The organism is Kitasatospora sp. NPDC001683 (genome assembly GCF_053596495.1).
In genome coordinates this window covers 1-26,251 of sequence record NZ_JBSFGK010000056.1, presented here as the reverse complement: position 1 = coordinate 26,251, position 26,251 = coordinate 1, and the positions used below count along the sequence as shown (strand labels likewise).

Genomic DNA, 26,251 nt, shown 5'->3' with positions numbered 1-26,251 from the left:
TTTGGCGGTTCACGCCCGGCTCGCCCCGGGCCGGGCCGACTGGGGCCGGGTGGTGACCACCGCGAGGGTGCCGGCCAGGGCGATCGAGGCGAAGACGGCCAGCGCCCCGGTGGTGCCGACCGCGCCGGCCAGCATGCCGCCCAGCAACGCCCCGACCGGCATGACGAGTTGGCCGATCGAACGGGACAGGCCGAGCACCCGCCCCAACTGCTCGGGCGGGGACAGCTGTTGCTGCAGGGTGACCCAACTGACTCCCCAGACCGTCGCGCAGAAGCCGAACGCCAGCTGGTAGGCGATCAGCACCGGGAGCGCGGCCCCGAGCGAGGCCAACGGGATCAGGAACAGCGCGGTGGCGGCGAGCGGGCCGAAGACCGGGATCACCCTGGTCAGGCCGACGCGCCGGATGACCCGCTTGGCGGTGATCACCGCCGTCACCGCGGCGATGCTGTAGACGGCCTGGGTCAGCCCGAGCTCGCCCGGCCCCAAGTCCACGACCTGGTAGGCGAAGTAGGCGAAGAGGCCGCCGAGCCCGGCCCCGCCGAGGTTGAGGGCGGCAGCGGCGACGGCCAGCCGGGCCAGCAGCGGCTGGTCGCGCAGCACGTCGATCCCCTCCCGCAGCGACTCGGCGAGCCCGGGGCGCGCGGCGGCCTGCTTCGTCTCCTCACCCCGCCGGAGCCGGGGAAGACTCATGGCCAGCGCGGACAGCCCGTAGCTGACCGCGTCCGCCACCATCGCGGTGGCCGCCCCCACCGCCTGCACCAGCGCGGCCGCCAGCCCCGGACCGGCGATCTGACCGACCGAACGGGCCCCGGCCAGCTTGGCGTTGACCGCCACCAGGCCCTCCGCGGGCACGAAGTCCGCCACCACGGTGGGCACCGCGATGGCGGAGACCCCGCCCAGCGCACCGGAGACGGCCGCGACCGCGTAGAGCTGGACCAGCGTCAGCGCACCGGCGGCATGCGCCAGCGGGACGGCGGCGATCAGCAGCAGCTGGATGACGTCCACCGCGACCAGCAGCCGCCGACGGGCGGCCACCCGGTCGACCAGCACCCCGGCGAACGGCCCGGTCAGCCCCTGGACCCCGTACTCCAGGGCGAAGACCAGCGAGGCCGCCAACGGCCCGGTGTCCAGCAGCAGGATCGCCAGCGTGGGCAGGGCCAGCGCCGTGACCTGGGTGCCCGCCACGCTGACGCCCTGCGAGAACATCAGCGCCGACACGGCGCTGCGCGCGGGCGGCGGAGTGGCCGCGGGCGAGCCGTCTGCATTCTCATCTGCCATGCGTCCCAAGCTACTTCAACCCGTCGCGGCGCCGATTTCGCTACCGCGTCCCGCCGGTTCGTGCCATGATCGCGGCCGGAGGAAGGGGATTCCATGGGCTTCGTTCTCGCGTTCCTGGCCGCCCTGGTGGCCACCGTCGTCGGCGCCACCCTGTTCCTGATCCGCCGCGAACGCGCCCGCCGGCGCTGGGCGGGCGAGACCGAGGAGTGCCTGCTGATCGAGCAGCACCGGACCGCTCAGGCCGCCCGGCTCCGCAGCACCTACACCAGCGCGGCCATCCACAACGGCACCGGTCTGCTCCCCCAGGACCTGCACGAACACCAACCCTGAGGGAGCGCGGGGGAGAACGGAAACCCGGGTGCACCCGCCGACCACGCCGCGCGACACTACGCGCATGACCTCCGACACCCTCCGGACACCGCAGCAACGAGCCCTCGGCCACGTGGCCGCGCTGTCCTCGGGCCCGCCGGTCGACCCGACCCTGCGGGTGACCCTCGACCTCCACCGTTCCTGAGCTTGCTGGCCATTCCTGAGGCGGTCAGGAAGGTGTGGCACCACCTCGCCCGCTTCGGCGCGCCCGCGGCGAGCACTCCGGCGCCGAGCTGAGCGGACTTCACGGCGCCCGGCGCGAGCGGACGTCACGGCGTGAGCGCCGCCAGCGCCGTCGGCCGCACCGCGTCGGCGCCCGCCGAGCCGAGCAGCAGGGCGGCCAGGTCGTGCGGCGGGGCCGGTTCGCCGGTCGAGGTCGCCGCCGTGATCCGGTCCAGCCGAAAGCCGCGGCCGGCCCGCCGGGTGCGGCACCAGGCGATCAGATACCACTTGCCCTCGGCCGTGAGCAGCCCGGCCGGTTCCACCGTCCGGTCGCTCTCCCGCCCCGCCGCGTCCAGGTAGGACAGCCGCAGCACCGTGTTCTCCGTGAGCGCCCGCTCGACGGCCGTGCGGACCGACTCGGCGGTGCGGACCGACTCGGCCGTGCGGGCCGGTAGGGCGACGATCCGGGCGGCGAGTTCCTGTGCCGCCGTCGAGGCGGGGCCGCTCATCGAGGCCGCGATCTTCTGCGCGGCGGTACGGGCCGCACCGGCGTAGGGGGCGGAGGCGTCGGCGGCGGCGAGCGCGGCGACCAGCGCCGAGGCCTCGTCGGGGGTGAAGCGGATCGGCGGGAGGGTCATCGCCGGGTCGATCGACCAGCCGCCGCCGCGCCCGGTCGTGGTGCGCACCGGGACGCCCGCCGCCATCAGCGCCTGGAGGTCGCGCTGAACGGTGCGGGTGCTCACCTCGAAGCGCGCGGCGAGCGCGGCGACCGTCAGCGGTCGGGGCGCCGCCGCGCGCAGTTCCTCCACCAGTGCGTAGAGCCGAGGGGTGCGGTCCATGCGGCCGACGCTACCGCCCCGCGGCGACCAGGAAATCCCGCTCCCGCCGGTGCTCGCGCTCGGTGACGGTCAGCGGGAACAGGGTGAAGCCGTGCATCGCGCCGGCCACGACGTCGAGCCGGACGGGCGCCCCGGCCGCGCGCCACCGCTGGGCGAGGAAGCGCGAGTCGTCCAGCAGCGGGTCCTCGGTGCCGACGACCATCCGGGCGGGCGGCAGGCCGGTCAGGTCGGCGTACAGCGGGGAGACCTCCGGGTCGCGGCGCTGCTCGGGGGTCATGCCGGGCGTGAAGAGCTCGTAGCTCCCCCGGATCGACTCGGTGTTGCTCAGCAGCCGCCGGGAGCCGAACAGCCGCTGGCTGGGCGTCATCGACAGGTCGTACGGGCCGAAGGCCAGGTGGGCGGCCCGGAACGCGCCGGTGATGCCGTGCCGGTCGCGCAGGCGCAGCAGGGTCAGGACGGTGAGGTGGGCGCCGGCCGACTCGCCGCCGATCAGCAGCCGCCGGGTGCCGAACTCGGCCTCGGCGCGCTCCACCAGCCAGCGGGCGGCCGCCTCGCAGTCCTCGGGCCCGGCGGGGAAGGGGTGTTCGGGCGCCAGGCGGTAGTCCACGCTGACCACGGCCAGCCGGGCTTCGGTGGCGAGGCGCCACAGCTTGTCGTCCTGTCCGTCGGCCGATCCGAAGGTCCAGCCACCGCCGTGGACGTGCAGGTAGACGCCGTCGACGTGCTCGGGGGTGAAGATCCGGACCGCGACCCCGTCGGGCAGGACGCGGTCACGCCCCTGCGGCAGCCGCGCCGGGGGCGTGTCGCCGCCGAGCCGGTTGGTCCGCAGGTGTTCGATCGTGGCGGCGTCCAGGGTCCGGGCGCGGGGCGGGCGGAGCGCGGCGGCGGCCTCGAACTGCTCGTTGAAGGCCAAGGTCTCGGTGAGGCAGTCCTCGTCGGTGATCGTCATGGGTCGATCCTGGCGACCGTCCGCGACAACCCAGTGTCACCCTTTTCCGGTGACCCGCGTCACAATCGGTCCGGCCGGCGGTCGTCGGCTCCGTTCCACGCCTTCGCCGTAGCGGGAAAAGCAGTTGGTCCGGCCTCCTCGCCGGTCTGACAATCGCCGGATGACCGATGATCAGATCGACTGGGGTCGCCTGCGCGCAGCCCGTCGGGCCAGCACCCGCTTCTTCTCCGGCAGCCGCCCCCTGACCATCCACGAGCGGCTCACCACGCTGGCCGCCGCCGTCGACCCGGGCCTGTACCCCGACGTCTACGGCAACGGCGGCCCGGTAGGCGAACTGGAGGAGCGCACCGCGGCGCTCCTCGGCACGCAGGACGCGGTCTTCTTCCCCACCGGCACCATGGCCCAGCAGGTGGCCCTGCGGTACCACGCCGAACGGACCGGCAACCGGGCCGTCGCCCTCCACCCGCTCAGCCACATCGAGCGGCACGAGCGCCACGCCCACACCCAGCTCACCGGCCTGCGCGGCCTCTGGCCCACCACCGCACAGCGCCAGCCGACGCCCGAGGAACTCCGCTCGCTCGGCGAGCCCTTCGGCACCGTGGTGGTCGAGCTCCCCCTGCGCGACCCGGGCTTCCTCCTCCCCAGTTGGGAGGAGCTCACCGAACTGGTCGCCGCCGCCCGCGAAACCGGCGCCCGGGTGCACTTCGACGGCGCCCGGCTGTGGAACACCACGGCCCACTTCGGCAAGCCGCTCGACGAGATCGCGGCCCTCGCCGACAGCGTCTACGTCTCCTACTACAAGGACCTCGGCGGCATCAGCGGCGCCGCCCTCGCCGGCGACGAGACGCTCACCGCCTACGCCCGCACCTGGCGCCACCGCTACGGCGGCCAGCTCTACCAGCAGTGGCCGGCCGCCCTCTCCGCGCTCGCCGGCTGGACACCGTGCTCCCCGAGCTGCCCGGTTACGCCGCCCACGCCGCGACACTCATCCCCGCCCTGGCCACCCTCCCCGGCGCCCGCATCCACCCGGCGGTGCCGCCCACCCACGAGTTCCAGCTCTGGCTGCCCCACCCCGCGAAGGCCCTGAACCAGGCCGTCCTCGCCCTCGCCGAGCAGGAGCGGATCTGGTTCGTCCCGGAGTGGACCGACGCCGCCCCCGGCCTCGCCATGGCCGAGGTGAGCCTGGACGGCCCGGCACAGGCGTGGACGCCGGAGGAGGTCACCGAACTCGGGCTGCGCTTCCTCGAGTTGGCTGCGGCCGCCGAGAAGGGGGCCACCGCAGCCGGCCGGGGCTGATCGGCGACACCACCGAAGCTCCGCAGCCCCGGGCGGCGGCGCCCGGCCGAGGAGCCGGGCGCCGCTGCAAGGAACGACGATCGGGCCGAAATCCCGCGCCCCGATCGCCCCACCGCGCGAACCCCTTTCCGCCGGACAAACGGTTGGCGGGCGCCAGACCCTTTGTGTCAGAATGACGATTATGAGCAAGCAGCATGTGGGGGACTTCGCCGACGTCCGCAACCGCGAGGAGCTGACGGCCCTGATGGCCTCCGGGTCACGGCCGAAGTGGTTGATGTTCTGGGGGCACACCGCGCGGAAGGACGGTGTGACGCGGCAGGAGTGCCTGAGCCAGTGGTGGCCCGGGCGGTTCACCGTCGACGGGGTGACGTACGCCTCCGCCGAGCACTGGATGATGGCCGGGAAGGCCCGGATGTTCGGGGACGAGGCCGTCGAGCAGCGGGTCCTGGCGGCCCGTACGCCCGCCGAGGCGAAGAAGCTGGGCCGGCTGGTCAGGGGCTTCGACGAGAAGACCTGGGCGGCTGGCCGGTTCGAGCTGGTGGTCGAGGGGAACGTCGCGAAGTTCGGTCAGGACGAGACCCTGCGGGAGTACCTGCTGGGCACCGGCGGCCGCGTCCTGGTCGAGGCCAGCCCGGTGGACCGGATCTGGGGCATCGGGCTCGCCGCGGACGACATCCGGGCCGAACGCCCGCTGGAGTGGCGGGGGTTGAACCTGCTGGGGTTCGCCCTGATGGAGGCTCGGGCGCGACTGGGCGGCTGAGGCCGGCCCTTCCACCGCCGGCCGGGGCGGTCGCGGTCCCGCGACCGTCCCGCCCCGCCGAGCCACCCCGACGCACCCCAACTCGCCACAGCCACAGCCCCGGTGGCCCGGAGCGCGACCGGCGCACTTCGCGCCACGACCGCCCCTTGCCGCGCTCCTTGACACCACTCGGGCACGACTGGTCGTGCTCCCGTAACTCCTTCGCCACATTCCAACGCCAGGATGTCCCGCAGTCAGGGTGCAGATGGACAGGTTGGGGCGATCATGCGCATGCGGTCGACGGAAGAATCCGCAGGCCAGCAGCCGGAGTGCGAGCAACGGGCCGCCGAACTCCGGGCCGAACTCGACGAGTTGCTCAGCGCGAGCCGCTACGCGGGCCAACGTGAACGGCGGCTGAACGAGGCGATCCGGGCGGCCCCCGGCCGCCAACGCCCGGACGGCGACCTGCTGCGGCAGCTCGCCCAGGCCCGCACCCTGCGCGAGGGACTGGGCGCACGCTGCCTCCAACTAAGCGACCAGCTCCAGGAGTTGGAGAACCGCCTGAGACAGCGGCGGCACCCGCAACAGCCGCCGCACCCGCAACAACCGCTCCCCGCCGAGCCCCAGCCCCGCCAGGCCCCACCGCCACCACCGCCACCGCCCGCCCGGCCCGACCTGGGCGCCCTCACCGAGCGGATCACCGGCCTCCACCGACGCGGCGCCTTCCCCGAGGCCGAGGAACTGCTGAACCAGGCCGCCGCCCGCCTAGCCCCCACCGACGCCGCCTTACTGGTCGGGATGCTCTCCCAGCGCGGCCCCACCGGCGCCTCGCTCCACCTGGCCCGCACCGCCGCCGGGGGCACCCCGGACCACGCGGTCGCCGTGCTGGCGGAGCTGCGCGAACTGGGCCTGGCCGAGGAGGCCGCCGAGCTGTTCCACACGTTCTGGACCCACCCCGCGTCCGCCGTCCCGATCCTGCTGGCGGCGCTGGAGCGGGCCGGGCAGCACGCCGACTGCGCCACACTGCTCTGGGAGTGGGGATCGGCTCCGGCCCCGGAGCTGACCTCCCTCGCCGCCTGCCTCCAGCAGCACGGCCGCCCCGCCGACGTGCGGACCCTGCTGCGCCAGGCGGCCGGCCGCCCGACCGCCGACCTCGCCGGGCTCGCGACGGAACTGCCGCCCGCGCTCGCCGCCCTCCTGCTGCACGAGCTGGCCGGCCTGCGCCCGCCGGCCGAACTAGTGCGCCTGGCCACCGCGCTGGAGGCCCACCCCGACCTCTACCGGCAGCTGCTGGACGCGCTGCTCGCCGACGGGTCCCGCCACCGCACCACCCTCGCCGCCCTGCGCAGCGCCGGGCTGTCGACCGCCCCGCCGGGCGCCCCGCGCTCCCGCTGGGGCCGGCGCTGAAGCCGCTGGAAAGCGGGGAGCCCCCGCCCGCCCCCACGAAGGAGGACGGCCGGGGGCTCCCCGGAGTACCGGGTGCCGGACTCAGCAGCCGATCAGACGGGCCGCCAGGTAGCCCTTCACCTGGTCCAGCGACACGCGCTCCTGCGACATCGAGTCGCGGTCGCGAACGGTCACCGCGTTGTCCTCGAGGGTGTCGAAGTCGACCGTCACGCAGAACGGAGTGCCGATCTCGTCCTGGCGGCGGTAGCGCTTGCCGATCGCGCCCGCGTCGTCGAACTCGACGTTCCACGCGGCGCGCAGGTCGGCGGCCAGGCCGCGGGCCTTCGGGGAGAGGTCGGCGTTGCGCGACAGCGGCAGGACGGCGACCTTGACCGGGGCCAGCCGCGGGTCGAGCCGCATGCCGACGCGCTTCTCCATGACGCCCTTGGCGTTCGGCGCCTCGTCCTCGAAGTAGGCGTCGAGCAGGAAGGCCAGCATGGCGCGGTTGAGGCCGGCCGCGGGCTCGATGACGTACGGGAAGTACTTCTCGCCGCTCTCCTGGTCGAAGTACTTGAGGTCCTGACCGGAGGCCTCGCTGTGCACCCGCAGGTCGTAGTCGGTGCGGTTGGCGACGCCCTCGAGCTCGGAGAACTCGGAGCCGCCGAAGTTGAAGCGGTACTCGATGTCCACCGTGCGCTTGGCGTAGTGGGAGAGCTTCTCCTTCGGGTGCTCGAAGAAGCGCATGTTCTCGGTGCGCAGACCGAGGTCGACGTACCAGTCCCAGCGCTGCTGGAGCCAGTACTCGTGCCACTGCTCGTCGTCACCCGGCTTGACGAAGAACTCCATCTCCATCTGCTCGAACTCGCGGGTGCGGAAGATGAAGTTGCCGGGGGTGATCTCGTTGCGGAAGCTCTTGCCGGTCTGGGCGATGCCGAACGGCGGCTTCCGGCGCGAAGTGCTCTGGACGGACTTGAAGTTGGTGAAGATGCCCTGGGCGGTCTCCGGGCGCAGGTACGCCAGGCCGGCGGCCTCCTCGGTGACGCCGAGGTGGGTCTTCAGCATGCCCGAGAAGTCCTTGGGGTCGGTGAACTGACCCTTGGTGCCGCAGTCGGGGCAGTTGACGTCCTTGAGGCCGTTCGGCGGCGGGAAGCCGTGCTTGGCCTCGTACTTCTCCTCCAGGTGGTCGGCCCGGTGACGCTTGTGGCAGGACATGCACTCGGTCAGCGGGTCGTTGAAGGTGGCGACGTGGCCGGAGGCCTCCCAGACCTCGCGGGCGAGGATCACCGACGAGTCGAGTCCGACGACGTCCTCACGGGCCTGGACCATCGCGCGCCACCACTGGCGCTTGATGTTCTCCTTGAGCTCGACACCCAGCGGCCCGTAGTCCCAGGCGGCACGCGTGCCGCCGTAGATCTCGCTGCAGGGATAGACGAAGCCACGGCGCTTGCTCAGGCTGACGATCGTGTCGATCTTGTCGGCGGCCACAGTGCTCTCTTCAGTACGTACGGCACGGTCAGGGCACGGCTGGTTGCGCGTACCCGAATACCTCAGGTTACCGGCCAGACGGGTACGGGGTTCAAATCGGTATCGTCCGACTTCCCCCACCGATGGCCACCGCCCGTTCACCCATCCAAGTGATTTGACAATCATTTCCAACTCAGATGAGAATGATTGTCATGATGATCGGACTGCCTGGACGCCGGACCCGCACGACCGTCGCCCTCACCACCACCGCCCTCGTCGCCTCGCTGGCCCTCACCGCCTGCGGCGGCAGCAGCAGCGCCAAGGGCACGGACGGCAAGCTGAACGTCGTCGCCTCCTTCTACCCGATGGAGTTCCTGGCCCAGCAGATCGGCAAGGACCACGTCTCGATCACCGACCTCACCGCGCCCGGCGTCGAGCCGCACGACCTGGAGCTCACCGCCAAGCAGGTCGCCGGCGTCCAGAAGGCCGACGCGATCGTCTACCTCAAGGGCCTGCAGCCCACCGTCGACCAGGCCGTCGACCAGTCGTCCGCCAAGACGAAGATCGACGCCACCGCCGCCAGCCCGCTGGTCGACCACCACCTCGACGAGGGCGCCGAGGGCGGGGACGCCCACAAGGACAAGGGCCCGGCCGGCGACCCGCACGTCTGGCTCGACCCGGCCCGCTACGCCGCGATCGCCAAGAGCGTCGGCGACGGCTTCGCCAAGGCCGACCCGTCCCACGCCGAGGACTACAAGAAGAACACCGACGAGCTGGTCACCAAGCTCACCGCCCTGGACCAGGAGTTCCAGGCCGGGCTGAAGGACACCAGGACCAAGACCTTCGTCACCAGCCACGCCGCCTTCGGCTACCTCGCCGACCACTACGGCCTCACCCAGGTCGCCATCAACGGCGTCGACCCGGAGTCCGAGCCCACCCCGGCCCGCCTGGCCGAGGTGCAGAAGGCCGCCAAGGACAACGGCGTCACCACGATCTTCTTCGAGACCCTGGTCAGCCCCAAGCTCGCCGACACCGTCGCCAAGGACCTCGGTCTGAAGACCGCCGTCCTGGACCCGCTGGAAGGCGTCAAGGACCCGTCCAAGGACGACTACCTGAGCGTCATGCGACAGAACCTGGCCAACCTCCAAGCCGCCCTCGGCGCCCCGAGCGGCGCACCGAGCAGCGCCCCCGGCAGCACCTCTGGCACCACCCCCACCCCCGCGAGCTGACGGGACGCAACACCATGACCCACCCGATACCCCCGGCCGTCCGCCTCCGTGACGCCGTCGCCTCGCGCGGCGGCCGGCCGGTGCTGCGCGGCGTCGACCTCACCGTCCGACCGGGCGAGGTCGTCGCCCTGCTCGGCGCCAACGGCTCCGGCAAGTCGACCACCGTCAAGGCCGTGATCGGCGCCGTGCCGTTGGAGCACGGCACCCTGGAGCTGTTCGGCACCCCGTACGGCTCCTTCCGCGCCTGGCACCGGATCGGGTACGTCCCGCAGCGCACCACCGCCGCCTCCGGCGTCCCGGCCACCGTGCGCGAGGTGGTCTCCACCGGACGGCTGGCACAGCACCGGCTGCTGCCCTTCCGCCGCAAGGACCGCACCGCGGTGGACCGCGCGCTGGCCGCCGTCGGCATGCTGGACCGGGCCGGGGACGGCGTCGCCGACCTGTCCGGCGGCCAGCAGCAGCGGGTGCTGATCGCCCGCGCCCTGGTCGGCACCCCCGACCTGCTGATCATGGACGAGCCGATGGCCGGCGTGGACGCCGCCAGCCAGCAGGTGCTCGCCGACACCCTGCGCACCGAGGTCGAGCGCGGCGCCTCCGTCCTCCTCGTCCTGCACGAACTCGGCCCGCTGGAGCCGCTGATCGACCGCGCCGTGGTGCTGCGGGACGGCTGCGTCGCGCACGACGGCCCGCCCGTGCCCAACACCGGCCTGCACGCGCTGCCCGGCCACGACCACGTCCACCCGCACGCCGACCTCACCCCGCCGAGGCTGCTCGCATGACCGAGATGCTCTCCTACGACTTCATGCAGCGGGCCCTGCTCGCCGCCGTGCTGGTCGGGATCACCGCCCCCGCCGTCGGCATCTACCTGGTGCAGCGCCGCCAGGCCCTGATGGGCGACGGCATGGGCCACGTCGCGATGACCGGCGTCGGCCTCGGCTTCATCTTCCAGACCAGCCCGGTCTGGATGGCCGTGCTGGTCTGCGTGCTCGGCGCGGTCACCATGGAGCTGGTCCGCTCGCGCGGCAACCAGCGCGGCGACATCGCCCTGGCGATGCTCTTCTACGGCGGCATGGCCTGCGGCAAGCTGCTGGTGTCGATGTCCGCCCAGGCCGGAGCCGGCTCCCTGGAGAGCTACCTGTGGGGCTCGATCCTCACCGTCGCGCCCGAGGACCTGGTCACCGTCGCGGTGCTCGGCACGGTGGTCATCGCGGTGACGGTCGGCCTGCGCCGCCAGCTCTTCGCGATCTGCCAGGACGAGGACTTCGCCCGGGTCACCGGCGTGCCGGTGCGCACCCTCAACCTGATGCTCGCGGTGATGGCCGCGGTCACCGTCACGGTCGCCATGCGGGTGGTGGGGCTGCTGCTGGTCAGCGCCCTGATGGTGGTCCCGGTGGTCGCCGCCCAGCAGCTCACCCGCTCCTTCGCCGCCACCCAGGCCGCCTCGATCGCGCTCGGCGTGGTGGTCTCGCTGGCCGGCGTCACCGGCTCCTACCAGCTCAACGTGCCCTCCGGCCCGGCCATCGTGCTGCTCGCCATCGTGGTCTTCGCGGTGTTCAGCGTGATCGCCGCCCCGCTCGCCCGCCGCCGCCACCGCCGCGGCGACACCGAACAGGGGCCGCAGGTCTGCGACGTCCGGCTCCCCGACCAGCCCGGCCCGATCGCCGGTCAAACCCCCGGCCAAATCCCGGGAAAGACTTCCTCCGACGCGACCACTCCGGAGCGGCGGGCCGGACTGGCACAATGAGGTGCGTGACGCCCACGACCCCAGGAGGACCCACGGTGACCACCGCAGGCCCGTCGCCGCGCGCCCGATCGACCCGGCAGCGTGCCGCCGTCTCGGCGGCCCTGGACGAGATCGCGGACTTCCGCAGCGCGCAGGAGCTCCACGACCTGCTCAAGCACCGCGGGGACTCCGTCGGTCTGACCACGGTCTACCGCACCCTGCAGTCGCTCGCCGACGCCGGTGAGGTGGACGTGCTGCGCACCGCCGACGGCGAGGCCGTCTACCGCCGGTGCAGCAGCGGGCACCACCACCACCTGGTCTGCCGGCACTGCGGCGCCACCGTCGAGGTCGAAGGACCGGCGGTCGAGCGCTGGGCCAACGCGGTCGCCGCCGAGCACGGGTTCAGCGACATCGCCCACACCCTGGAGATCTTCGGCACCTGCGCGGACTGCGCGAAGAAGGACTGAAGCCCGCACCGGGGCAGCCGGTACGGACGCACCGAGGGGCCCGCGGGAATCGTTCCCGCGGGCCCCTGTCGTGCCGTCGGCGAAAGGCCTCAGCGCTGGGAGGGCAGCACGCCCGGCGCGGGGAGCTCGTTCGGGATCGCCCCGCCGAAGCGCCGGTCGCGCATCGCGAACTGCTCGCAGGCGCGCCACAGGTCGCGGCGGTCGAAGTCCGGCCAGAGCACGTCCTGGAACACGAACTCGGCGTACGCGGACTGCCAGAGCAGGAAGTTGGAGGTGCGCTGCTCGCCGCTGGGGCGCAGGAACAGGTCCACGTCCGGCATGTCCGGGTGGTACATGTAGCGGGCGAGGGTCTTCTCGTTGACCTTCTTCGGGTCCAGCTTCCCGGCCGCGACGTCCCGCGCGATCGCCTGTGCGGCGTCGGCGAGTTCGGCCCGGCCGCCGTAGTTGACGCACATGTAGAGCGTCACCGCGTCGTTGCCCTTGGTCTGCTCCTCGGCGACCTGCAGCTCCTGGACGACGCTCTTCCACAGCTTGGGCATCCGGCCGGCCCAGCGGATCCGCACGCCCATCGCGTCCATCTCGTCCCGGCGGCGGGCGATGACGTCCCGGTTGAAGTTCATCAGGAACTTCACCTCGTCGGGCGAACGCTTCCAGTTCTCGGTGGAGAACGCGTACAGCGAGATGTTCTTGACGCCGAGCTCGATCGCGCCCTTGAGGACGTCCAGCACGACGGACTCGCCCACCTTGTGGCCCTCGGTGCGCGGCAGCCCGCGCTCCTTGGCCCAGCGGCCGTTGCCGTCCATCACGATGGCGACGTGCTCGGGGACCAGCTCACCGGGGATCTTCGGCGGCTGTGCGCCGCTGGGGTGTGGGGTCGGGGGAACGTAGTTCCGCTGCTTGCCGCCGCCGAAGAGCCGTCGCGCTGCCATGTGCTCACTTCTCCACGTATCTCATCGAGCGGATGCCCCGCTCCAGGTGCCACTGCAGATAGGCCGCGACCAAGCCGCTGCCCTCCCGCCAGTACCGCGGCTCGCAGGCGTCGGCCGTCTGCCAGTCCCCTGACAGCAGCGCCCCGAGCAGTACCAGTGTCTCAGGGGAGGGTACGGCACATCCGGGCACTCGGCAGTCCGCGCACAGCACCCCCCCTGCGGGGAGCGAGAAGAAACGGTTCGGCCCGTCCAGGCCGCACTTGGCGCAGTCGGTGAAGCTCGCGCCGTACCCGTTCACCGCGAGCGAGCGCAGCAGGAACGCGTCCAGCACCAGGTGCGACTCGTGCAGCCCGGCCGCCAGCGTGCGCAGCGCGCCCACCAGCAGCAGGTACTGCTGCACGGCCGGCTCGCCCTCGTTCTCGGCGAAGCGCTCGGCCGTCTCCAGCATCGCCGTGCCGGCGGTGTAGCGGCCGTAGTCGGTGACGATCGAACCGCCGTACGGGGCGATGGTCTCCACCTGGGTGCACAGCGGCAGCCCGCGCCCGACCAGCTCGCTGCCCCGGCTGAAGAACTGCACGTCGACGTGCGAGAACGGCTCCAGGCGGGCACCGAACTTGGACTTGGTCTTCCGCACCCCGCGCGCCACCGCCCGCACCTTGCCGTGCTGGCGGGTCAGCAGGGTGATGATCCGATCGGCCTCGCCGAGCTTCTGCGCCCGCAACACGACGCCGTCGTCCCGGAAAAGACTCATGGGAACCATTGTCCCCCAGGGCCCGCCCGCCCACGGACAGCCGTGGTGCCCGCACCGGGGCCGTGGGGGAGGACCACTGCGGTGCGGGTCACGGCGGGCCCGGAGGGGGTTTCGGGCCCGTTTGTGGGGGATGCGGAAGGTCTCGGGGGCCGCCAGGCTCAGCCTCTTACAGGTTCTCGTACGGCGCCCGGGTCGCCGCCTCCAGCAGCGCCGGCACCTGGCCCTTCGGCAGGTCCAGACAACTCCCGACCGCGGCCAGCACCTCGCGCTCCTGCGGCAGGTAGCGCCCGTCGGCCAGGGCGATCGCGGCGCCCTGCAGCAACAGCCGCTCCCTGCCCTGCTGGGCCAGGTGCGGGGCCAGCGGTTCGAGCGCCGCGTGCAGCTCCACGGCCAGGCCCCCGGCCATCCCGTGGGCGTCGTGGAGCTCGCCGCCGAGCCCGGACAGCGCGGCGAGCGCGGCCAGCACCTGGGCCTCGCCGCAGTCCTCGAACCCGGCCTCGCGCACCGCCGCGCAGGCCGCCTCGCGGGCCGCCCGGTGGGCGGTGCCGCCGGCCGCGAGCAGGGCCAGCGCGATGGTGTACTGGGCGTCCCGCAGCATCGCGCCGAGGCGCACACTGGTGGGCTGCTCCAGGGCTTCGACGCCGTAGCGCCCGTGGCAGCTGGTGCACTGCACGCTGCCGATCACCGGTCCGAGCGGGAGGACGGGCGTCCCCAGCAGCCGCAGCCACCGCCGGCCGTGCTGCCGACGGTAGTTGCGGTCGCCGCCGCAGCCCGGGCAGAAGAAGTCACCGAGAACGTCGGTCCGCCACCTCGGGCGAACACCACACAACCTGGTCACGGCGCCACTCCCCAGACATGGCAGGCGGCCTGCACAACTATGGGCAGGTCACGCGACCGGACACCGAGGCCGTCCCACCGACCCGGCTTTCCGGTGGATCGATGTTGCCATGGTTACCGGCACGTGTCAGTACCTCGAACGGCTTCCGATCCGAAAAAATGTGGCGCAGACCACAACGCGCGACGGGCACGGCGAAGGGCCGCCCGGCAGGACGGCCCTTCGCGTACCACCCGTACGAATTAGCCGCGCTGCGAGCGGTTGACGGCGCTGATCATCGCCTTCAGCGAGGCCAGCACGGTGTTGCCGTCGATGCCCACGCCCCACAGCACCTTGCCGTCCACCGCGCACTCCACGTACGCGGCGGCCTGGGCGTCGCCGCCCTCGCTCAGCGCGTGCTCGGCGTAGTCCAGCACCCGTACGTCCACGCCGATCCGGGCCAGCGCGTCCGCGAAGGCCGAGACCGGGCCGTTGCCGGTGCCGGACAGGGTCACCGGCGCACCGTCCACCACGGCCTCGGCGGTCAGCGCGTCCCGGCCGTCCTCGGTGGTCAGGCTGCGCGAGCCGGCCAGCGACAGCCGGCCCCACGGGTTGGCCGGGGTGGGCAGGTACTCGTCCTCGAAGACCCGCCAGATCTCCGCCGGGGTGACCTCGCCGCCCTCGGCGTCGGTCTTGGCCTGGATGATCCGGGAGAACTCGATCTGCATCCGGCGCGGCAGGTCCAGCTTGTGGTCGTTCTTCAGGACGTACGCCACCCCGCCCTTGCCGGACTGGCTGTTGACCCGGATGACCGCCTCGTAGGTGCGGCCGACGTCCTTCGGGTCGATCGGCAGGTACGGCACGCCCCAGGTGTGCTCGTCCACCGGCACCCCGGCCGCCTTCGCGTCCGCCTCCAGGACCTCGAAGCCCTTCTTGATGGCGTCCTGGTGCGAGCCGGAGAAGGAGGTGTACACCAGGTCGCCGGCGTACGGGTGGCGCGGGTGCACCTCCATCTGGTTGCAGTACTCGGCGGTGCGGCGCACCTCGTCGATGTCGGAGAAGTCGATCTGCGGGTCGATGCCCTGCGAGAACAGGTTCATCCCCAGCGTCACCAGGTCGACGTTGCCGGTCCGCTCGCCCTGCCCGAACAGACACCCCTCGATGCGGTCCGCGCCCGCCATGTAGGCCAGTTCGGCGGAGGCGACGGCGGTGCCGCGGTCGTTGTGCGGGTGCACCGACAGGCAGACGAACTCGCGGCGGGACAGGTTCCGCGACATCCACTCGAACTGGTCGGCCTGGACGTTCGGGGTGGCCCGCTCGATGGTGGCCGGCAGGTTCAGGATGATCTCGCGGCCCTCGCCCGGCTGCCAGACGTCCATCACCGCCTCGCAGACCTCCAGCGCGAAGTCCAGCTCGGTGTCCACGAAGATCTCCGGCGAGTACTGGTAGCCGAAGACGGTGTCGTCGCCCAGCAGCTTCTCCGCGTACTCCATCACCAGCCGGGTGCCGTCCACGGCGATCGCCTTGGTGGCCGCCTTGTCGTTGCGGAACACCACCCGGCGGAACAGCGGGGCGGTCGCGTTGTACAGGTGGACGGTCGCCCGCGGGGCGCCGACCAGCGCCTCCACGGTCTTCTCGATCAGCTCCTCGCGGGCCTGGGTCAGCACCGAGATGGTGACGTCCTCCGGGATCGCCCCCTCCTCGATCAGCGACCGCACGAAGGCGTGGTCGGTGGCGCCGGAGGACGGGAAGCCGACCTCGATCTCCTTGTAGCCCATGGCGACCAGCAGGTCGAACATCTTCCGCTTGCGGGCCGGGGACATCGGGTCGATCAGCGCCTGGTTGCCGTCCCGCAGGTCGGTGGAGAGCCAGCGCGGCGCCTTGGTGATCACCTTGTCCGGCCAGGTGCGGTCCGGCAGGTCGACGGTGCCGAACGGCAGGTAGCGCCCGTGCCGCATGCCCGAGGGCCGCTGGCGGACGGAGGCGGCGGTGATCGGGGTCGGCCGGTCGACGAAGGCGCGAGCGGCGGGAACGGACGCGGCGGAGGTCTGCTCGGTCATGGAGGTGACTCTCGGCTTCCTGTGGATGCTTGGGTACCGGGCGGGTCGGGAGGGATCAACACCGACTGGCCGGCCTCTGCTGCCGCTCGCGATACGCCGTTGGATCGCCGATTCCGCGCACAGCTCGTTCCCCGCGGCGAGGGAGCCGGCCCCAGTGGACTACAGGCCCTCGACGCGGCAGCTAAGAAGAAGCAGCCCGTTGCGCATGATGGGCCCAGCGTAACCCAGCGCCGCGCGCCCCCGAAGTGATCCGGGCTTCCGTTCCACCCCTTGAGACGGCGACGGTCACGCCAAAGGTGATGACAAACGGTCACCGATGCCTCACTCTGGGCCACATGACTGCAGGAGTCCCGCACTGCGCGATCGTCCCGCCATACGTCCTGGGCCGCCTCGCCGAGGCCGGTCACGAGCCCGCCATCCACTCCCTCGCCCTCGACACCGCGCACCGCGCGGCCCGTCTCACCGCTCCCCCGCCGACCGCCGGCGCGCCCGGCCTGAACCGGGTGATCGCCGACACCGGGCACGGCCAGCGGCTGCCCGGACGCACCGTCCGCACCGAGGGCCAGGCCCCGGTCACCGACACCTCCGTCAACCACGCCTACGACGGCCTCGGCGACACCTTCGCGCTGTACTCCGAGGTCTTCGGCCGCGACTCGATCGACGGCCGGGGTCTGCGGCTGGACGCCAGCGTCCACTACGGCCGGAACTACGACAACGCCTTCTGGAACGGCCAGCGGATGGTCTTCGGCGACGGCGACGGCGAGATCTTCGGTGACTTCACCGCCTGCGTCGACGTCATCGGCCACGAACTCACCCACGGCGTCACCCAGTTCACCGCCGGCCTGGAGTACCAGGACCAGCCCGGCGCGCTCAACGAGTCGGTCTCCGACGTCTTCGGCTCGCTGGTCAAGCAGTACGCGCTGCACCAGAGCGCCGCCGACGCCGACTGGCTGATCGGCGCCGGGCTGCTCGCCCCCGGGATCCAGGGCGTGGCGCTGCGCTCGATGAAGGCCCCCGGCACCGCCTACGACGACCCCCAGCTCGGCAAGGACCCGCAGCCCGCGCACATGCGGGACTACGTGAACACCACCGAGGACAACGGCGGGGTGCACATCAACTCCGGCATCCCCAACCACGCGTTCTACCTGCTGGCCACCGCCCTCGGCGGCCAGTCCTGGGACCGCGCCGGGCGGATCTGGTACGACACCCTGACCGGCGGCCAGTTGCCCGCCGACGCCGACTTCACCGCCTTCGCCCGGGCCACCGTGGCCGCGGCCAAGGCCCGTTACCCCGGCCAGCCCTCGGTCGCGGACACCGTGACGGCCGCCTGGGCCCAGGTCGGCGTGAGCCCGGGGTGAGGGCGGACGAACGGGGCCTGCCCCGGTGGTCGAGACCGGGTTGAGGTGCACTTGAGGTCACGGTCCGGGAAAAGCGTCGCAAAAGCCTTCCCTGCGTAGCACCATGGACACCATGCGCATCCAGGTGACCCGGACCGGCGGCCTCGCCGGAATCGTCCGCCACGCCGAACTCGACACCGTCGACCGCACGGACGCCCCGCACGTCCACGCGCTCGCCCGCGAAGCCGTCGCGGGAGGGCTGCGCGCCCCCTCGTACGGCGTACCGGACGGCTTCCACTACGAGATCACCGTCGACGGACGGACGGTGCACTGCGCCGACCCCAAGCTCACCGACTCCCAGCGGGAGCTGGTGTCCCTGGTGCTGCGCGAGGGCGCGTAACCCCCGCGCAGCGTCCGCGGGTCGTCGGAAGCTCGCCGGAAGCCCGTCAGAAGCTCGTCAGAAGCTCGTCAGAAGCCGAGCTTGCGCAGCTGCTTGGGGTCGCGCTGCCAGTCCTTGGCCACCTTGACGTGCAGGTCCAGGTAGACCGGCGTGCCGAGCAGCGCCTCGATGTGCTTGCGGGCGGTGGTGCCGACGTGCTTGAGCCGCGAGCCCTTGGCGCCGATCACGATCGCCTTCTGGCTCTGCCGCTCGATGTAGACGTTGGCGTGGATGTCCAGCAGCGGGCGGTCCGCCGGGCGGCCCTCGCGCGGCAGCATCTCCTCGACCACGACGGCCAGCGAGTGCGGCAGTTCGTCCCGCACGCCCTCCAGGGCGGCCTCGCGGATCAGCTCGGCGACCATGATCTGCTCGGGCTCGTCGGTGAGGTCGCCGTCCGGGTAGAGCTGGTCGCCCTCGGGCAGCAGCTTGGTGAGCAGGTCGGCGACCAGTTCCACCTGCTTGTCGCCGACGGCGGAGACCGGGATGATCTCGGCCCACTCGAAGCCCAGCTCGACGCCGAGCTGCTGGATGGCGATCAGCTGCTCGGCCAGCCGCTTGGAGTCGACCAGGTCGGTCTTGGTGACGATGGCGACCTTGGGGGTCTTCTTGATCCCGGCGATCTCCTTGGCGATGAACTTGTCGCCGGGGCCGATCTTCTGGTCGGCGGGCAGGCAGAAGCCGATCACGTCGACCTCGGCCCAGGTGGTGCGGACCAGGTCGTTGAGGCGTTCGCCGAGCAGGGTGCGGGGCTTGTGCAGACCGGGGGTGTCGACCAGCACGAGCTGGGCGTCCGGGCGGTGCACGATGCCGCGCACGGTGTGCCGGGTGGTCTGCGGGCGGTCGGAGGTGATCGCGACCTTCGTCCCCACCAGGGCGTTGGTCAGGGTCGACTTGCCCGCGTTGGGACGGCCGACGAAGCACGCGAACCCGGAGCGGTACGAGGAGGAAGGGGCATTCATGGGCTCCATTCTCCCTGATCACCGGAGCCGCGCCGTCCGCGCCGTCCCGGGCCGGTGGTCACGGCCGGCTCAGCCCTTGTCGCCGCCCCGTCCGACCAGTGAGAAGACCACCAGCAGCAGCAGGAAGACGAGCGAGCCCCAGAGCCAGTAGACCGTGCCGGTCTCCTGCCACTTGCCCATCCCCATCACGAACAGCACCAGCCCGGCGACGAACGCCCACGCCCCCATGCCCCAGCCCCTCACCGAGTCCACTCCCCCGGTGAGGTTATCGGCTCAACGCCGCAAGGGCCGTAGGACGGCCCCGCGGCGGCCCCTCAGCGGGCCTCGGCCGACACCCGCAGCGTCCCGTCCGGACCGGCCAGCAGCACCGGCGTCCCGGCCCCGCCCAGGTCCCGCACGGCCGCCAGGTCGGCCTCGGCCGGCTGCTCGGCCTCGCTCACCAGGGCAGCCGCCTCCAGCGACTTCGCACCGCTGGCCACCGCCATCGCCACCGCCGTCTGCAGCGCGCTCAGCTCCAGTGACGCCAGCGAGACCGTCCCGGCGACGTAGGTGCGGCCGGTCTCGTCACGCACCGCGGCCCCCTCGGGCACGCCGTTGCGGGCGCGGGCCGAGCGGGCCAGGGTGATGATCTTCTTGTCTTCGGGGTCGAGTTCGACGATGTCACTCATGCCGCCGAGCATAGGCGGCCCGCTCACCCGCCGAGCGGGCGAGCACCCGCCCCGAGCCCCTTTGGCCGGCGAGCGGGCGAGCACCCGCCCCGAGCCGAAGGGGCGCGCCGGTGTCGAAAGGGAGAAGCGACCAGCGAGGAACGAGCGCCGGAGCGCCGACCGTCGGCACCGGGCCGGAGCGCCCCGGAGGCGAGCGGGCGAGTATCAGTGGCCGACCGGGTGGGTGCGCCCCGGGTTCGGATTGAGCACCTTGACGAAGGTCTTCGCGGCCCCGGACGGCAGCGGCTCCTCCTGCGAGATCCGCTTGCGCCAGAACGGGTTGTCGTGCGGCAGGTGGCTGCTCACCCGGCCGTACATCCCGAAGGTGGTCAGGACGATCCCGAAGACGAACGCGAACAGCACGTTCGACATCCGGAAGTTGAGGATGTTCGCCTCCGGCCGCCCGAGCACCGTCAGTCCGTAGAAGCCGGACAGGACGAACAGCACACCGACCACCATGTTGAGGTTGGACGCGAAGTTCCCGCCGATCACGGCGCCGAGCAGCAGGATCGCACCCACCACGATGGACAGGACGCTCAGCGCCCCGTCGGTCGACAGCCCGGCGATCCGCTCACCGTGGGTGCCCAGGAACCCCGGGTGGTTCGCCAGCCCCAGGGACCCGAACACGATCAGGAAGATCCCCCCGAACCCCGCCCCGACCCGCCACACCAGGGCGAGCCGGCGATCGACGGTCGGCAGTTCGTCTTGCAGCTTCATGGCGACCTCCAGCGAGCTCCGGGCTCCCTAGCTGTACGGATGGCTCCCCTGCAGATGCGGCGTCTCGTGCATGTACAGCGAGCCGCACTGCTGGCAGCAACGCAGCCCGGTGCCCCACTCCTGCTCGGGCCGCGTCTCGGCGTCGTCGGGCATGGTCCGGCCGCAGAGCGCCGTCGACAGGTCCTCGTCCCGCACCACGTGCCAGGACTTGACCCCGCCGGCCGCCCCCTGCGGGCCGTACTCCGCGCGCAGTTTGTGCGTCATGCCCTCCATCGTCGCTCGGCGACCGCGCACCCGCTACTCGCCCGGGGCCTGCCCGGACGCCTCCGCCCCGCGCACCGGCGAGGCGACCATCGAGCCGATCCGGTTGCGGCGCCCGGCCGAGGACTCGGCGGTCAGCAGGATCCCGGTCAGGCCGTCCGCGACCGGCTCGGGCAGCGGGATCCGGCAGGAGGAGCCGGGGATCGGCACCCGGCCGAGGTGCTTGGCCAGCAGGCCGCCGACGGTCTCGACGTCCTCGTCCTCCAGCTCGATGCCGAACAGCTCGCCCAGGTCCTCCACCAGCAGCCGGGCGGTGATCCGGTACGAGCCGTCGCCGAGGTCCTCGATCGGCGCGATCTCCCGGTCGTACTCGTCGGTGATCTCGCCGACGATCTCCTCCAGGATGTCCTCGATGGTGACCAGCCCCGCCGTGCCGCCGTACTCGTCGATCACGATCGCGACGTGCGAGCGGCGCTGCTGCATCTCGCGCAGCAGGTCGCCGGCCGGCTTGGAGTCCGGGACGAACACGGCCGGGCGCATCACCGCGCCGACCTCCTCGGCCTCCGCCTCGCGGTTGATGTGGGTGCGGCGCACCAGGTCCTTGAGGTAGACGATGCCGACCACGTCGTCCTCGTTGTCGCCGACCACCGGGATCCGCGAGAAGCCCGAGCGCAGCGCCAGGGTGAGCGCCTGCCGGACGGTCTTGTGCCGCTCGATCATCACCAGGTCGGTGCGCGGCACCATCACCTCGCGCACGATGGTGTCGCCCAGCTCGAAGACCGAGTGCACCATCCGGCGCTCCTCGTCCTCGATCAGGTCGTCCTTCTCCGCGAGGTCGACCAGCGCCCGCAGCTCCGCCTCGGAGGCGAACGGCCCCTCCCGGTAGCCCTTGCCCGGGGTCAGCGCGTTGCCGAGCAGGATCAGCAGCCGCGGGATCGGGCCGAGCACCGCGGCCAGCGGCAGCAGCACGAAGGAGGCGGCGGTCGCGGTGGAGATCGGGTGCTGGCGCCCGATCGTGCGCGGCGAGACGCCCACCGCGACGAAGGACACCAGCACCATCACGCCGAAGGCCAGCAGCACGGCCTGCCAGGTCGGGTGGATGTTGCGCACGCACACCGCGGTGACCAGCACCGCCGCCGCCATCTCGCTGGCCACCCGGATCAGGGTCGCCAGGTTGAGGTAGCGGAACGGGTCGGAGGCGACGGCCAGCAGCCGCGCGGAGCCGCGCCGCCCGTTCCGTACCGCCTCCTCCGCCCGGAACCGGGAGACCCGCGAGATGCCCGCCTCGGCGCACGCGGCCAGCCAGCCGAGCACGACCAGCGCCACGGCACCGAGGATGAAGCTCGTACTCTCACCGCTCACAGGAGTTCGGGCCCCGCGCTCAGTGGGTGGTGGGGGCCGGCGAGATGCCGCCGAGGCCGCGGCCGGCCCGCCAGTCGTCCAGGATGCGCTTCTGGAGGGCGAACATCTCCTCTTCCTCCTCCGGCTCCTCGTGGTCGTAGCCGAGGACGTGCAGTACGCCGTGGACGGTGAGCAGCTGCAGCTCCTCGTCCATCGAGTGCTTGGAGGGGGCCGCCTTGCCCTGCTGCTCGGCGACCTCGGGGCAGAGCACGATGTCGCCGAGCAGGCCCTGCGGCAGCTCCTCGCCCTCCTTGCCGGGACGCAGCTCGTCCATCGGGAACGACATCACGTCGGTCGGGCCGGGCAGGTCCATCCACTGGATGTGCAGCTCCTCCATCGCCGCACCGTCCACCAGGATCACGGACAGTTCGGACTGCGGGTGGATCCGCATCTTGTCCAGGGCGAAGCGGGCGACGTCGAGGATGGCTTCCTCATCGGCGTCCCAGCCGGACTCGTTGGCGATGTCGATCGACATGACGGGCTGTGTGCTCAGCTTTCGGTGCGATGGGACTGTCGGGGTGCGCGCGCCGCGGCGGTCTTGCCGAGGCGCCGCTGGGCGGGCTTGCGGGCGGCCGGGGCGTTCTCCTCGGCCTCCTGCCGCGCGTCCCAGCGCTCGTAGGCGTCCACGATCCGGCCGACCAGCTTGTGGCGGACCACGTCGTTGCTGGTGAGGACGGAGAAGTGGATGTCCGGGACGTCGGCCAGGATCTCCTGGACGACCTTGAGCCCGCTGCGGGTGCCGCCCGGGAGGTCGATCTGGCTGGTGTCGCCGGTGACCACCACCCGGGAGTTGAACCCGAGGCGGGTGAGGAACATCTTCATCTGCTCGGGCGAGGTGTTCTGGGCCTCGTCGAGGATGATGAAGGCGTCATTGAGCGTACGGCCGCGCATGTACGCGAGCGGGGCGACCTCGATGGTGCCGGCCGCCATCAGGCGCGGGATGGAGTCCGGGTCCATCATGTCGTGCAGCGCGTCGTACAGCGGGCGCAGGTACGGGTCGATCTTCTCGTAGAGGGTGCCGGGCAGGAAGCCCAGCCGCTCGCCCGCCTCGACCGCCGGGCGGGTCAGGATGATCCGGTTGACCTCCTTGGCCTGCAGGGCCTGGACGGCCTTGGCCATCGCCAGGTAGGTCTTGCCGGTGCCGGCCGGGCCGAGGCCGAAGACGATCGTGTGCTTGTCGATCGCCTCGACGTAGCGCTGCTGGTTGAGCGTCTTGGGGCGGATCGTGCGACCCCGGTTGGACAGGATGTTCGCGGTGAACACCTGGGACGGCGCCGGGCTGTCCGGGTCCTCCTCGCGAAGCATGGCGATGGAGCGCTCCACGGAGTCCTCCGTCAGGGGCTGGCCGGTGCGCAGCACCAGCATCATCTCGTTGAAGAGCTTCTGCACGAGCGCGACCTCGGCACGCGTCCCGGTGGCGGTCACCTCGTTGCCGCGGACGTGGATGTCGGCGGCGGGGAAGCCCTTCTCGATCACGCGCAGCAGCGAGTCCGCCGTGCCGAGCAGGGTGACCATCGGGTGCTTCTCGGGGATGACGATCCGGGCGCTCACCCGGCCGTCGTCGGCCGGTTCCGGGCGCGACTGCCCGTCGGTACGGGTCTGCGATGTGTCACTCATAGGTCGGCGCTGGGGCCTGCCTCATCCCATCCGTGGTGTCGTGTGCCGCTCGGTCTCCGGGGCACCAGGGTACGCCGCGAGCGTGATCGCTGCGGCGGGCGGCGGGGCCGCACCCGACGATGCTGCGGCAGATCGCGGGGCGGCGCGAACCCTTTTTCCGTGGGGCTTCTTCCCGCGTCGGCCTTCCGCACCGGTCACGGGTGGCGGCGGGCCGGGACGGGCACCCGGGCGAGGTCCTCGGCGAGCACCAGTTCCCCGTCGAAGTGCTTGCGGGCGTCGGCCAGGTGCTGGCTCAGGTCCGGGTAGCGCTGGGAGAAGTGGGTCAGCACCAGGGTGCGCACCCCGGCCTCGGCGGCGGCCTTGGCGGCCTGGCCGGCGGTGAGGTGGCCGTGGTCGTCGGCGAGCTGGGCGTCGGCGTCGGTGAAGGTCGCCTCGACCACCAGCAGGTCGGCGCCCTCGGCGAGTTGGTGCACCCCCTCGCACAGCCGGGTGTCCATCACGAAGGCGAACTTCTGGCCCGGCCGCGGCTCGCTGACCTCGTCCAGGGTGACCGTGCGGCCGTCCACCTCGATCGCGCCCTCGTGCTGGAGTCGGCCGACGGCCGGGCCGTACACGCCGAACGCGGCGAGCCGCTCGGGCACCAGCCGGCGGCCGTCCGGCTCGGACAACCGGTAGCCGAAGGACTCCACCGGGTGGTCGAGGCGGACCGCGTCCAGCGCGAAGCGGGCGCCGGGCGCGGGCAGCGGGCCCGGCTCGTCGATCGGCCGGGGCCGCAGCACGGCCGTCTCGTGGTAGGCGGTGGCGTGCCGCAGCCGCTCGAAGTAGACCTCGCCGGAGGCCGGGAAGTAGACGTCAACCGGGTGCGGGACCCGGTCAAGGTTGATCCGCTGGATCACCCCGGCGAGGCCCAGGCAGTGGTCGCCGTGGAAGTGGGTCACCGCGATCCGGGTGATCTGGGTGGCCGAGACCCCGGTGTGCAGCATCTGCCGCTGGGTGCCCTCGCCGGGGTCGAACAGCAGGCCCTCGCCGTCCCAACGCAGCAGGTAGCCGTTGTGGTTGCGGTGCCGGGTGGGCACCTGGCTGGCGGTGCCGAGGACGACGAGTTCGCGCTGGGACACCTGGGATCAGACCATGCGCTCGGTCATCGACTTGCCGCCGAGCACGTGCACGTGGGCGTGGAAGACGGTCTGCCCGGCGCCCGCACCGGTGTTGAAGATCAGCCGGTAGTCCTCGAGGCCCTCGTCCCTGGCCACCGCGCCCGCCTCGGCGAGCAGTTCGCCGGCGATCTCCGGCTCGGCGGCGGCCAGCGCCGCGGCGTTCGGGTAGTGGACGTGCGGGATGACCAGGACGTGCACCGGGGCCTTGGGGGCGATGTCACGGAAGGCGAGGATGCGCTCGGTCTTGCGCACCACGGTCGCCGGGATCTCGCCCGCCACGATCTTGCAGAACAGGCAGTCGGGCTGCGGCTCGCCGGCCATCGGCTTCTCCTCGCTTCAGTGGTTTCGTGGGGCCGTACGGGCGCAGCCTAGCCGAGCCACGCGACCGCCTGCTGGTACTCCTGCAGGTGCTTCCAGCGCACCGAGCGCATCCCGACGATGTCCCCCTCGGACACGTCGAAGTCCTCGGATATGAGGACCACCGCGAGGTAGACGAAGCCGAGCAGCCAACGACGGGTCAGCCGCCACGTGTTGGGGCGCATCACGCGCTTGCGGCGCACCACCCGCATGGCCAGGATCCCCTTGCCCACGCTGAAGCCGGTCAGCCGGGCGAGCACCACCTGGTTGAGGAAGGAGACGAGCAGGCTCACTCCCAGGAACGCCACCCAGAACGGCACCACCGGGCTCTGGACGGCGGCGTGGCCGACCGCGTGCACGACGGGCTTCGCGTGCTTCGCGGTGTTGTCGTCGGCGATGGCGGCGGCGAAGCCGAGGCCGAAGGCGAGGGCGAAGTCCAGCACGATCGCCAGGAACCGCCGCCCGGCGTACGCCTCCGGCGGGCACGGCGGCAGCGCGGGCTGCGCCTGCGGCTGGTACGGCTGCTGCTGGTACGGCGGTTGCTGGCCCTGCGGCGGGTACGGGCTCTGCGGGTACGGCTGCGGCGGCTGGCCGTACGGCTGTGGCGGCTGGGCGTACGGGCCCTGCCCGTACGGGTTCGGCCCGTAGCCGTTCTGCGGGTACTGCGGCGGCGGATATCCCTGCGCCATGGAGTGCTCCCCCGTGAGCTGTCGATCAGATCGAGATCGCGATCAAGAACAGCCCCGCATCCTACCCACGCCGCGGAGCGGGAGGTCGGGCCCGCCGACCAGGGCCACGACCGCCGCCAGGCCGAGCACCCAGCCCGCCGTGAACGCGAGCCCGT

Annotated in this window: 30 protein-coding genes; 11 read left to right on the top strand and 19 right to left on the bottom strand. The window is 72.1% G+C overall.

Annotation, left to right across the window (positions count from 1 at the left end):
* Positions 1–9 precede the first annotated feature (9 nt).
* Positions 10–1,278 (bottom strand): MFS transporter, encoded by a 1,269-nt coding sequence (locus tag ACWCYO_RS26760; RefSeq protein ID WP_449785611.1) that lies wholly within the window; start codon positions 1,276–1,278, stop codon positions 10–12.
* A gap of 93 nt (positions 1,279–1,371) precedes the next feature.
* Between ACWCYO_RS26760 and ACWCYO_RS26755 the strand changes: the two genes are divergently transcribed.
* Positions 1,372–1,608 (top strand): hypothetical protein, encoded by a 237-nt coding sequence (locus tag ACWCYO_RS26755; protein WP_270147054.1) that lies wholly within the window; start codon positions 1,372–1,374, stop codon positions 1,606–1,608.
* A 308-nt stretch (positions 1,609–1,916) separates the two neighbouring features.
* Here ACWCYO_RS26755 and ACWCYO_RS26750 read toward each other — a convergent pair whose 3' ends face one another.
* Both ACWCYO_RS26750 and ACWCYO_RS26745 read right to left on the bottom strand, forming a co-directional pair.
* Positions 1,917–2,648, bottom strand: coding sequence for a helix-turn-helix transcriptional regulator (locus ACWCYO_RS26750; protein WP_449785610.1), 732 nt, complete (start codon positions 2,646–2,648; stop codon positions 1,917–1,919).
* A gap of 10 nt (positions 2,649–2,658) precedes the next feature.
* The gene (locus ACWCYO_RS26745; protein ID WP_449785609.1) at positions 2,659–3,597 is read right to left on the bottom strand and encodes an alpha/beta hydrolase; all 939 of its coding nucleotides are present in this window, start codon (positions 3,595–3,597) and stop codon (positions 2,659–2,661) included.
* 160 nt (positions 3,598–3,757) lie between these two features.
* Here ACWCYO_RS26745 and ACWCYO_RS26740 point away from each other — a divergent pair, with 160 nt between their 5' ends.
* From ACWCYO_RS26740 to ACWCYO_RS26725, 4 genes are all read left to right on the top strand, one after another.
* Positions 3,758–4,684, top strand: coding sequence for a threonine aldolase family protein (locus tag ACWCYO_RS26740; protein WP_449785608.1), 927 nt, complete (start codon positions 3,758–3,760; stop codon positions 4,682–4,684).
* On the top strand, positions 4,630–4,893 hold the full coding sequence (locus ACWCYO_RS26735) for a hypothetical protein (protein WP_449785607.1): 264 nt from the start codon (positions 4,630–4,632) through the stop codon (positions 4,891–4,893). Before ACWCYO_RS26740 ends, ACWCYO_RS26735 begins: the two co-directional genes overlap by 55 nt.
* 181 nt (positions 4,894–5,074) lie before the next feature.
* Positions 5,075–5,653 (top strand): NADAR family protein, encoded by a 579-nt coding sequence (locus ACWCYO_RS26730; protein ID WP_270147050.1) that lies wholly within the window; start codon positions 5,075–5,077, stop codon positions 5,651–5,653.
* Positions 5,654–5,917: 264 nt separating this feature from the next.
* Entirely contained in the window at positions 5,918–7,039 is a 1,122-nt protein-coding gene (locus ACWCYO_RS26725; RefSeq protein WP_449785606.1) for a hypothetical protein, read from the top strand.
* An 81-nt stretch (positions 7,040–7,120) separates the two neighbouring features.
* Here the strand turns inward: ACWCYO_RS26725 and ACWCYO_RS26720 are convergent, their stop codons facing one another.
* Complete coding sequence (locus ACWCYO_RS26720; protein ID WP_270147048.1) at positions 7,121–8,503, bottom strand: glycine--tRNA ligase; 1,383 nt, start codon at positions 8,501–8,503, stop codon at positions 7,121–7,123.
* A gap of 194 nt (positions 8,504–8,697) precedes the next feature.
* On the opposite strand from ACWCYO_RS26720, the gene ACWCYO_RS26715 reads away from it, so the two are divergent.
* From ACWCYO_RS26715 to ACWCYO_RS26700, 4 genes are read left to right on the top strand one after another with little or no spacing between them, the layout of a single operon-like run.
* Positions 8,698–9,711 carry a metal ABC transporter substrate-binding protein gene (locus tag ACWCYO_RS26715; protein WP_449785621.1) on the top strand — a complete coding sequence of 338 codons (1,014 nt, stop codon included), beginning with the start codon at positions 8,698–8,700 and terminating at the stop codon, positions 9,709–9,711.
* A gap of 14 nt (positions 9,712–9,725) precedes the next feature.
* Positions 9,726–10,490, top strand: coding sequence for a metal ABC transporter ATP-binding protein (locus ACWCYO_RS26710; RefSeq protein ID WP_270147047.1), 765 nt, complete (start codon positions 9,726–9,728; stop codon positions 10,488–10,490).
* The gene (locus ACWCYO_RS26705; RefSeq protein WP_449785605.1) at positions 10,487–11,455 is read left to right on the top strand and encodes a metal ABC transporter permease; all 969 of its coding nucleotides are present in this window, start codon (positions 10,487–10,489) and stop codon (positions 11,453–11,455) included. Before ACWCYO_RS26710 ends, ACWCYO_RS26705 begins: the two co-directional genes overlap by 4 nt.
* Before the next feature lie 35 nt (positions 11,456–11,490).
* Positions 11,491–11,901, top strand: a complete 411-nt coding sequence (locus tag ACWCYO_RS26700) for a Fur family transcriptional regulator (protein WP_030290780.1) — start codon at positions 11,491–11,493, stop codon at positions 11,899–11,901.
* 89 nt (positions 11,902–11,990) lie between these two features.
* On the opposite strand, the gene ACWCYO_RS26695 is transcribed toward ACWCYO_RS26700, so the two are convergent.
* The 4 genes from ACWCYO_RS26695 to leuA all read right to left on the bottom strand — a co-directional run bounded on the left by ACWCYO_RS26695 (position 11,991) and on the right by leuA (position 16,455).
* The gene (locus ACWCYO_RS26695) at positions 11,991–12,830 is read right to left on the bottom strand and encodes an isoprenyl transferase (protein WP_270147045.1); all 840 of its coding nucleotides are present in this window, start codon (positions 12,828–12,830) and stop codon (positions 11,991–11,993) included.
* Positions 12,831–12,834: 4 nt separating this feature from the next.
* The gene (gene recO, locus ACWCYO_RS26690; RefSeq protein ID WP_270147044.1) at positions 12,835–13,581 is read right to left on the bottom strand and encodes a DNA repair protein RecO; all 747 of its coding nucleotides are present in this window, start codon (positions 13,579–13,581) and stop codon (positions 12,835–12,837) included.
* Between the two features lie 166 nt (positions 13,582–13,747).
* Positions 13,748–14,419 carry a TerB family tellurite resistance protein gene (locus ACWCYO_RS26685; RefSeq protein ID WP_270147043.1) on the bottom strand — a complete coding sequence of 224 codons (672 nt, stop codon included), beginning with the start codon at positions 14,417–14,419 and terminating at the stop codon, positions 13,748–13,750.
* Between the two features lie 239 nt (positions 14,420–14,658).
* Positions 14,659–16,455: a 2-isopropylmalate synthase gene (gene leuA, locus ACWCYO_RS26680; RefSeq protein WP_270147042.1), complete on the bottom strand. Its 1,797-nt coding sequence runs from the start codon at positions 16,453–16,455 to the stop codon at positions 14,659–14,661.
* A gap of 335 nt (positions 16,456–16,790) precedes the next feature.
* Between leuA and ACWCYO_RS26675 the strand changes: the two genes are divergently transcribed.
* Together ACWCYO_RS26675 and ACWCYO_RS26670 are read left to right on the top strand one after the other, a co-directional pair.
* Complete coding sequence (locus ACWCYO_RS26675; RefSeq protein WP_449785604.1) at positions 16,791–17,813, top strand: M4 family metallopeptidase; 1,023 nt, start codon at positions 16,791–16,793, stop codon at positions 17,811–17,813.
* A 112-nt stretch (positions 17,814–17,925) separates the two neighbouring features.
* On the top strand, positions 17,926–18,192 hold the full coding sequence (locus tag ACWCYO_RS26670; protein WP_030290773.1) for a protealysin inhibitor emfourin: 267 nt from the start codon (positions 17,926–17,928) through the stop codon (positions 18,190–18,192).
* 68 nt (positions 18,193–18,260) lie between these two features.
* Here the strand turns inward: ACWCYO_RS26670 and era are convergent, their stop codons facing one another.
* The 11 genes from era to ACWCYO_RS26615 form a co-directional block, all read right to left on the bottom strand.
* Positions 18,261–19,190, bottom strand: a complete 930-nt coding sequence (era, locus tag ACWCYO_RS26665; protein WP_270147040.1) for a GTPase Era — start codon at positions 19,188–19,190, stop codon at positions 18,261–18,263.
* A gap of 69 nt (positions 19,191–19,259) precedes the next feature.
* Positions 19,260–19,442: a hypothetical protein gene (locus ACWCYO_RS26660; protein WP_270147039.1), complete on the bottom strand. Its 183-nt coding sequence runs from the start codon at positions 19,440–19,442 to the stop codon at positions 19,260–19,262.
* A gap of 62 nt (positions 19,443–19,504) precedes the next feature.
* Complete coding sequence (locus tag ACWCYO_RS26655; protein ID WP_449785603.1) at positions 19,505–19,858, bottom strand: cytidine deaminase; 354 nt, start codon at positions 19,856–19,858, stop codon at positions 19,505–19,507.
* Between the two features lie 204 nt (positions 19,859–20,062).
* The gene (locus ACWCYO_RS26650; RefSeq protein WP_270147037.1) at positions 20,063–20,614 is read right to left on the bottom strand and encodes a DUF4383 domain-containing protein; all 552 of its coding nucleotides are present in this window, start codon (positions 20,612–20,614) and stop codon (positions 20,063–20,065) included.
* Positions 20,615–20,641: 27 nt separating this feature from the next.
* Positions 20,642–20,878, bottom strand: coding sequence for a hypothetical protein (locus ACWCYO_RS26645; protein ID WP_270147036.1), 237 nt, complete (start codon positions 20,876–20,878; stop codon positions 20,642–20,644).
* Between the two features lie 33 nt (positions 20,879–20,911).
* Positions 20,912–22,237, bottom strand: a complete 1,326-nt coding sequence (locus ACWCYO_RS26640) for a hemolysin family protein (protein ID WP_270147035.1) — start codon at positions 22,235–22,237, stop codon at positions 20,912–20,914.
* A gap of 19 nt (positions 22,238–22,256) precedes the next feature.
* Positions 22,257–22,751, bottom strand: coding sequence for an rRNA maturation RNase YbeY (gene ybeY / locus ACWCYO_RS26635; RefSeq protein ID WP_030061268.1), 495 nt, complete (start codon positions 22,749–22,751; stop codon positions 22,257–22,259).
* A 14-nt stretch (positions 22,752–22,765) separates the two neighbouring features.
* The gene (locus ACWCYO_RS26630; RefSeq protein ID WP_270151275.1) at positions 22,766–23,791 is read right to left on the bottom strand and encodes a PhoH family protein; all 1,026 of its coding nucleotides are present in this window, start codon (positions 23,789–23,791) and stop codon (positions 22,766–22,768) included.
* A gap of 296 nt (positions 23,792–24,087) precedes the next feature.
* Positions 24,088–25,011 carry a ribonuclease Z gene (locus ACWCYO_RS26625; RefSeq protein ID WP_449785602.1) on the bottom strand — a complete coding sequence of 308 codons (924 nt, stop codon included), beginning with the start codon at positions 25,009–25,011 and terminating at the stop codon, positions 24,088–24,090.
* 6 nt (positions 25,012–25,017) lie between these two features.
* Positions 25,018–25,371, bottom strand: a complete 354-nt coding sequence (locus tag ACWCYO_RS26620; protein WP_270147033.1) for a histidine triad nucleotide-binding protein — start codon at positions 25,369–25,371, stop codon at positions 25,018–25,020.
* A gap of 47 nt (positions 25,372–25,418) precedes the next feature.
* The gene (locus ACWCYO_RS26615) at positions 25,419–26,096 is read right to left on the bottom strand and encodes an RDD family protein (protein WP_270147032.1); all 678 of its coding nucleotides are present in this window, start codon (positions 26,094–26,096) and stop codon (positions 25,419–25,421) included.
* Positions 26,097–26,251: the final 155 nt, after the last annotated feature.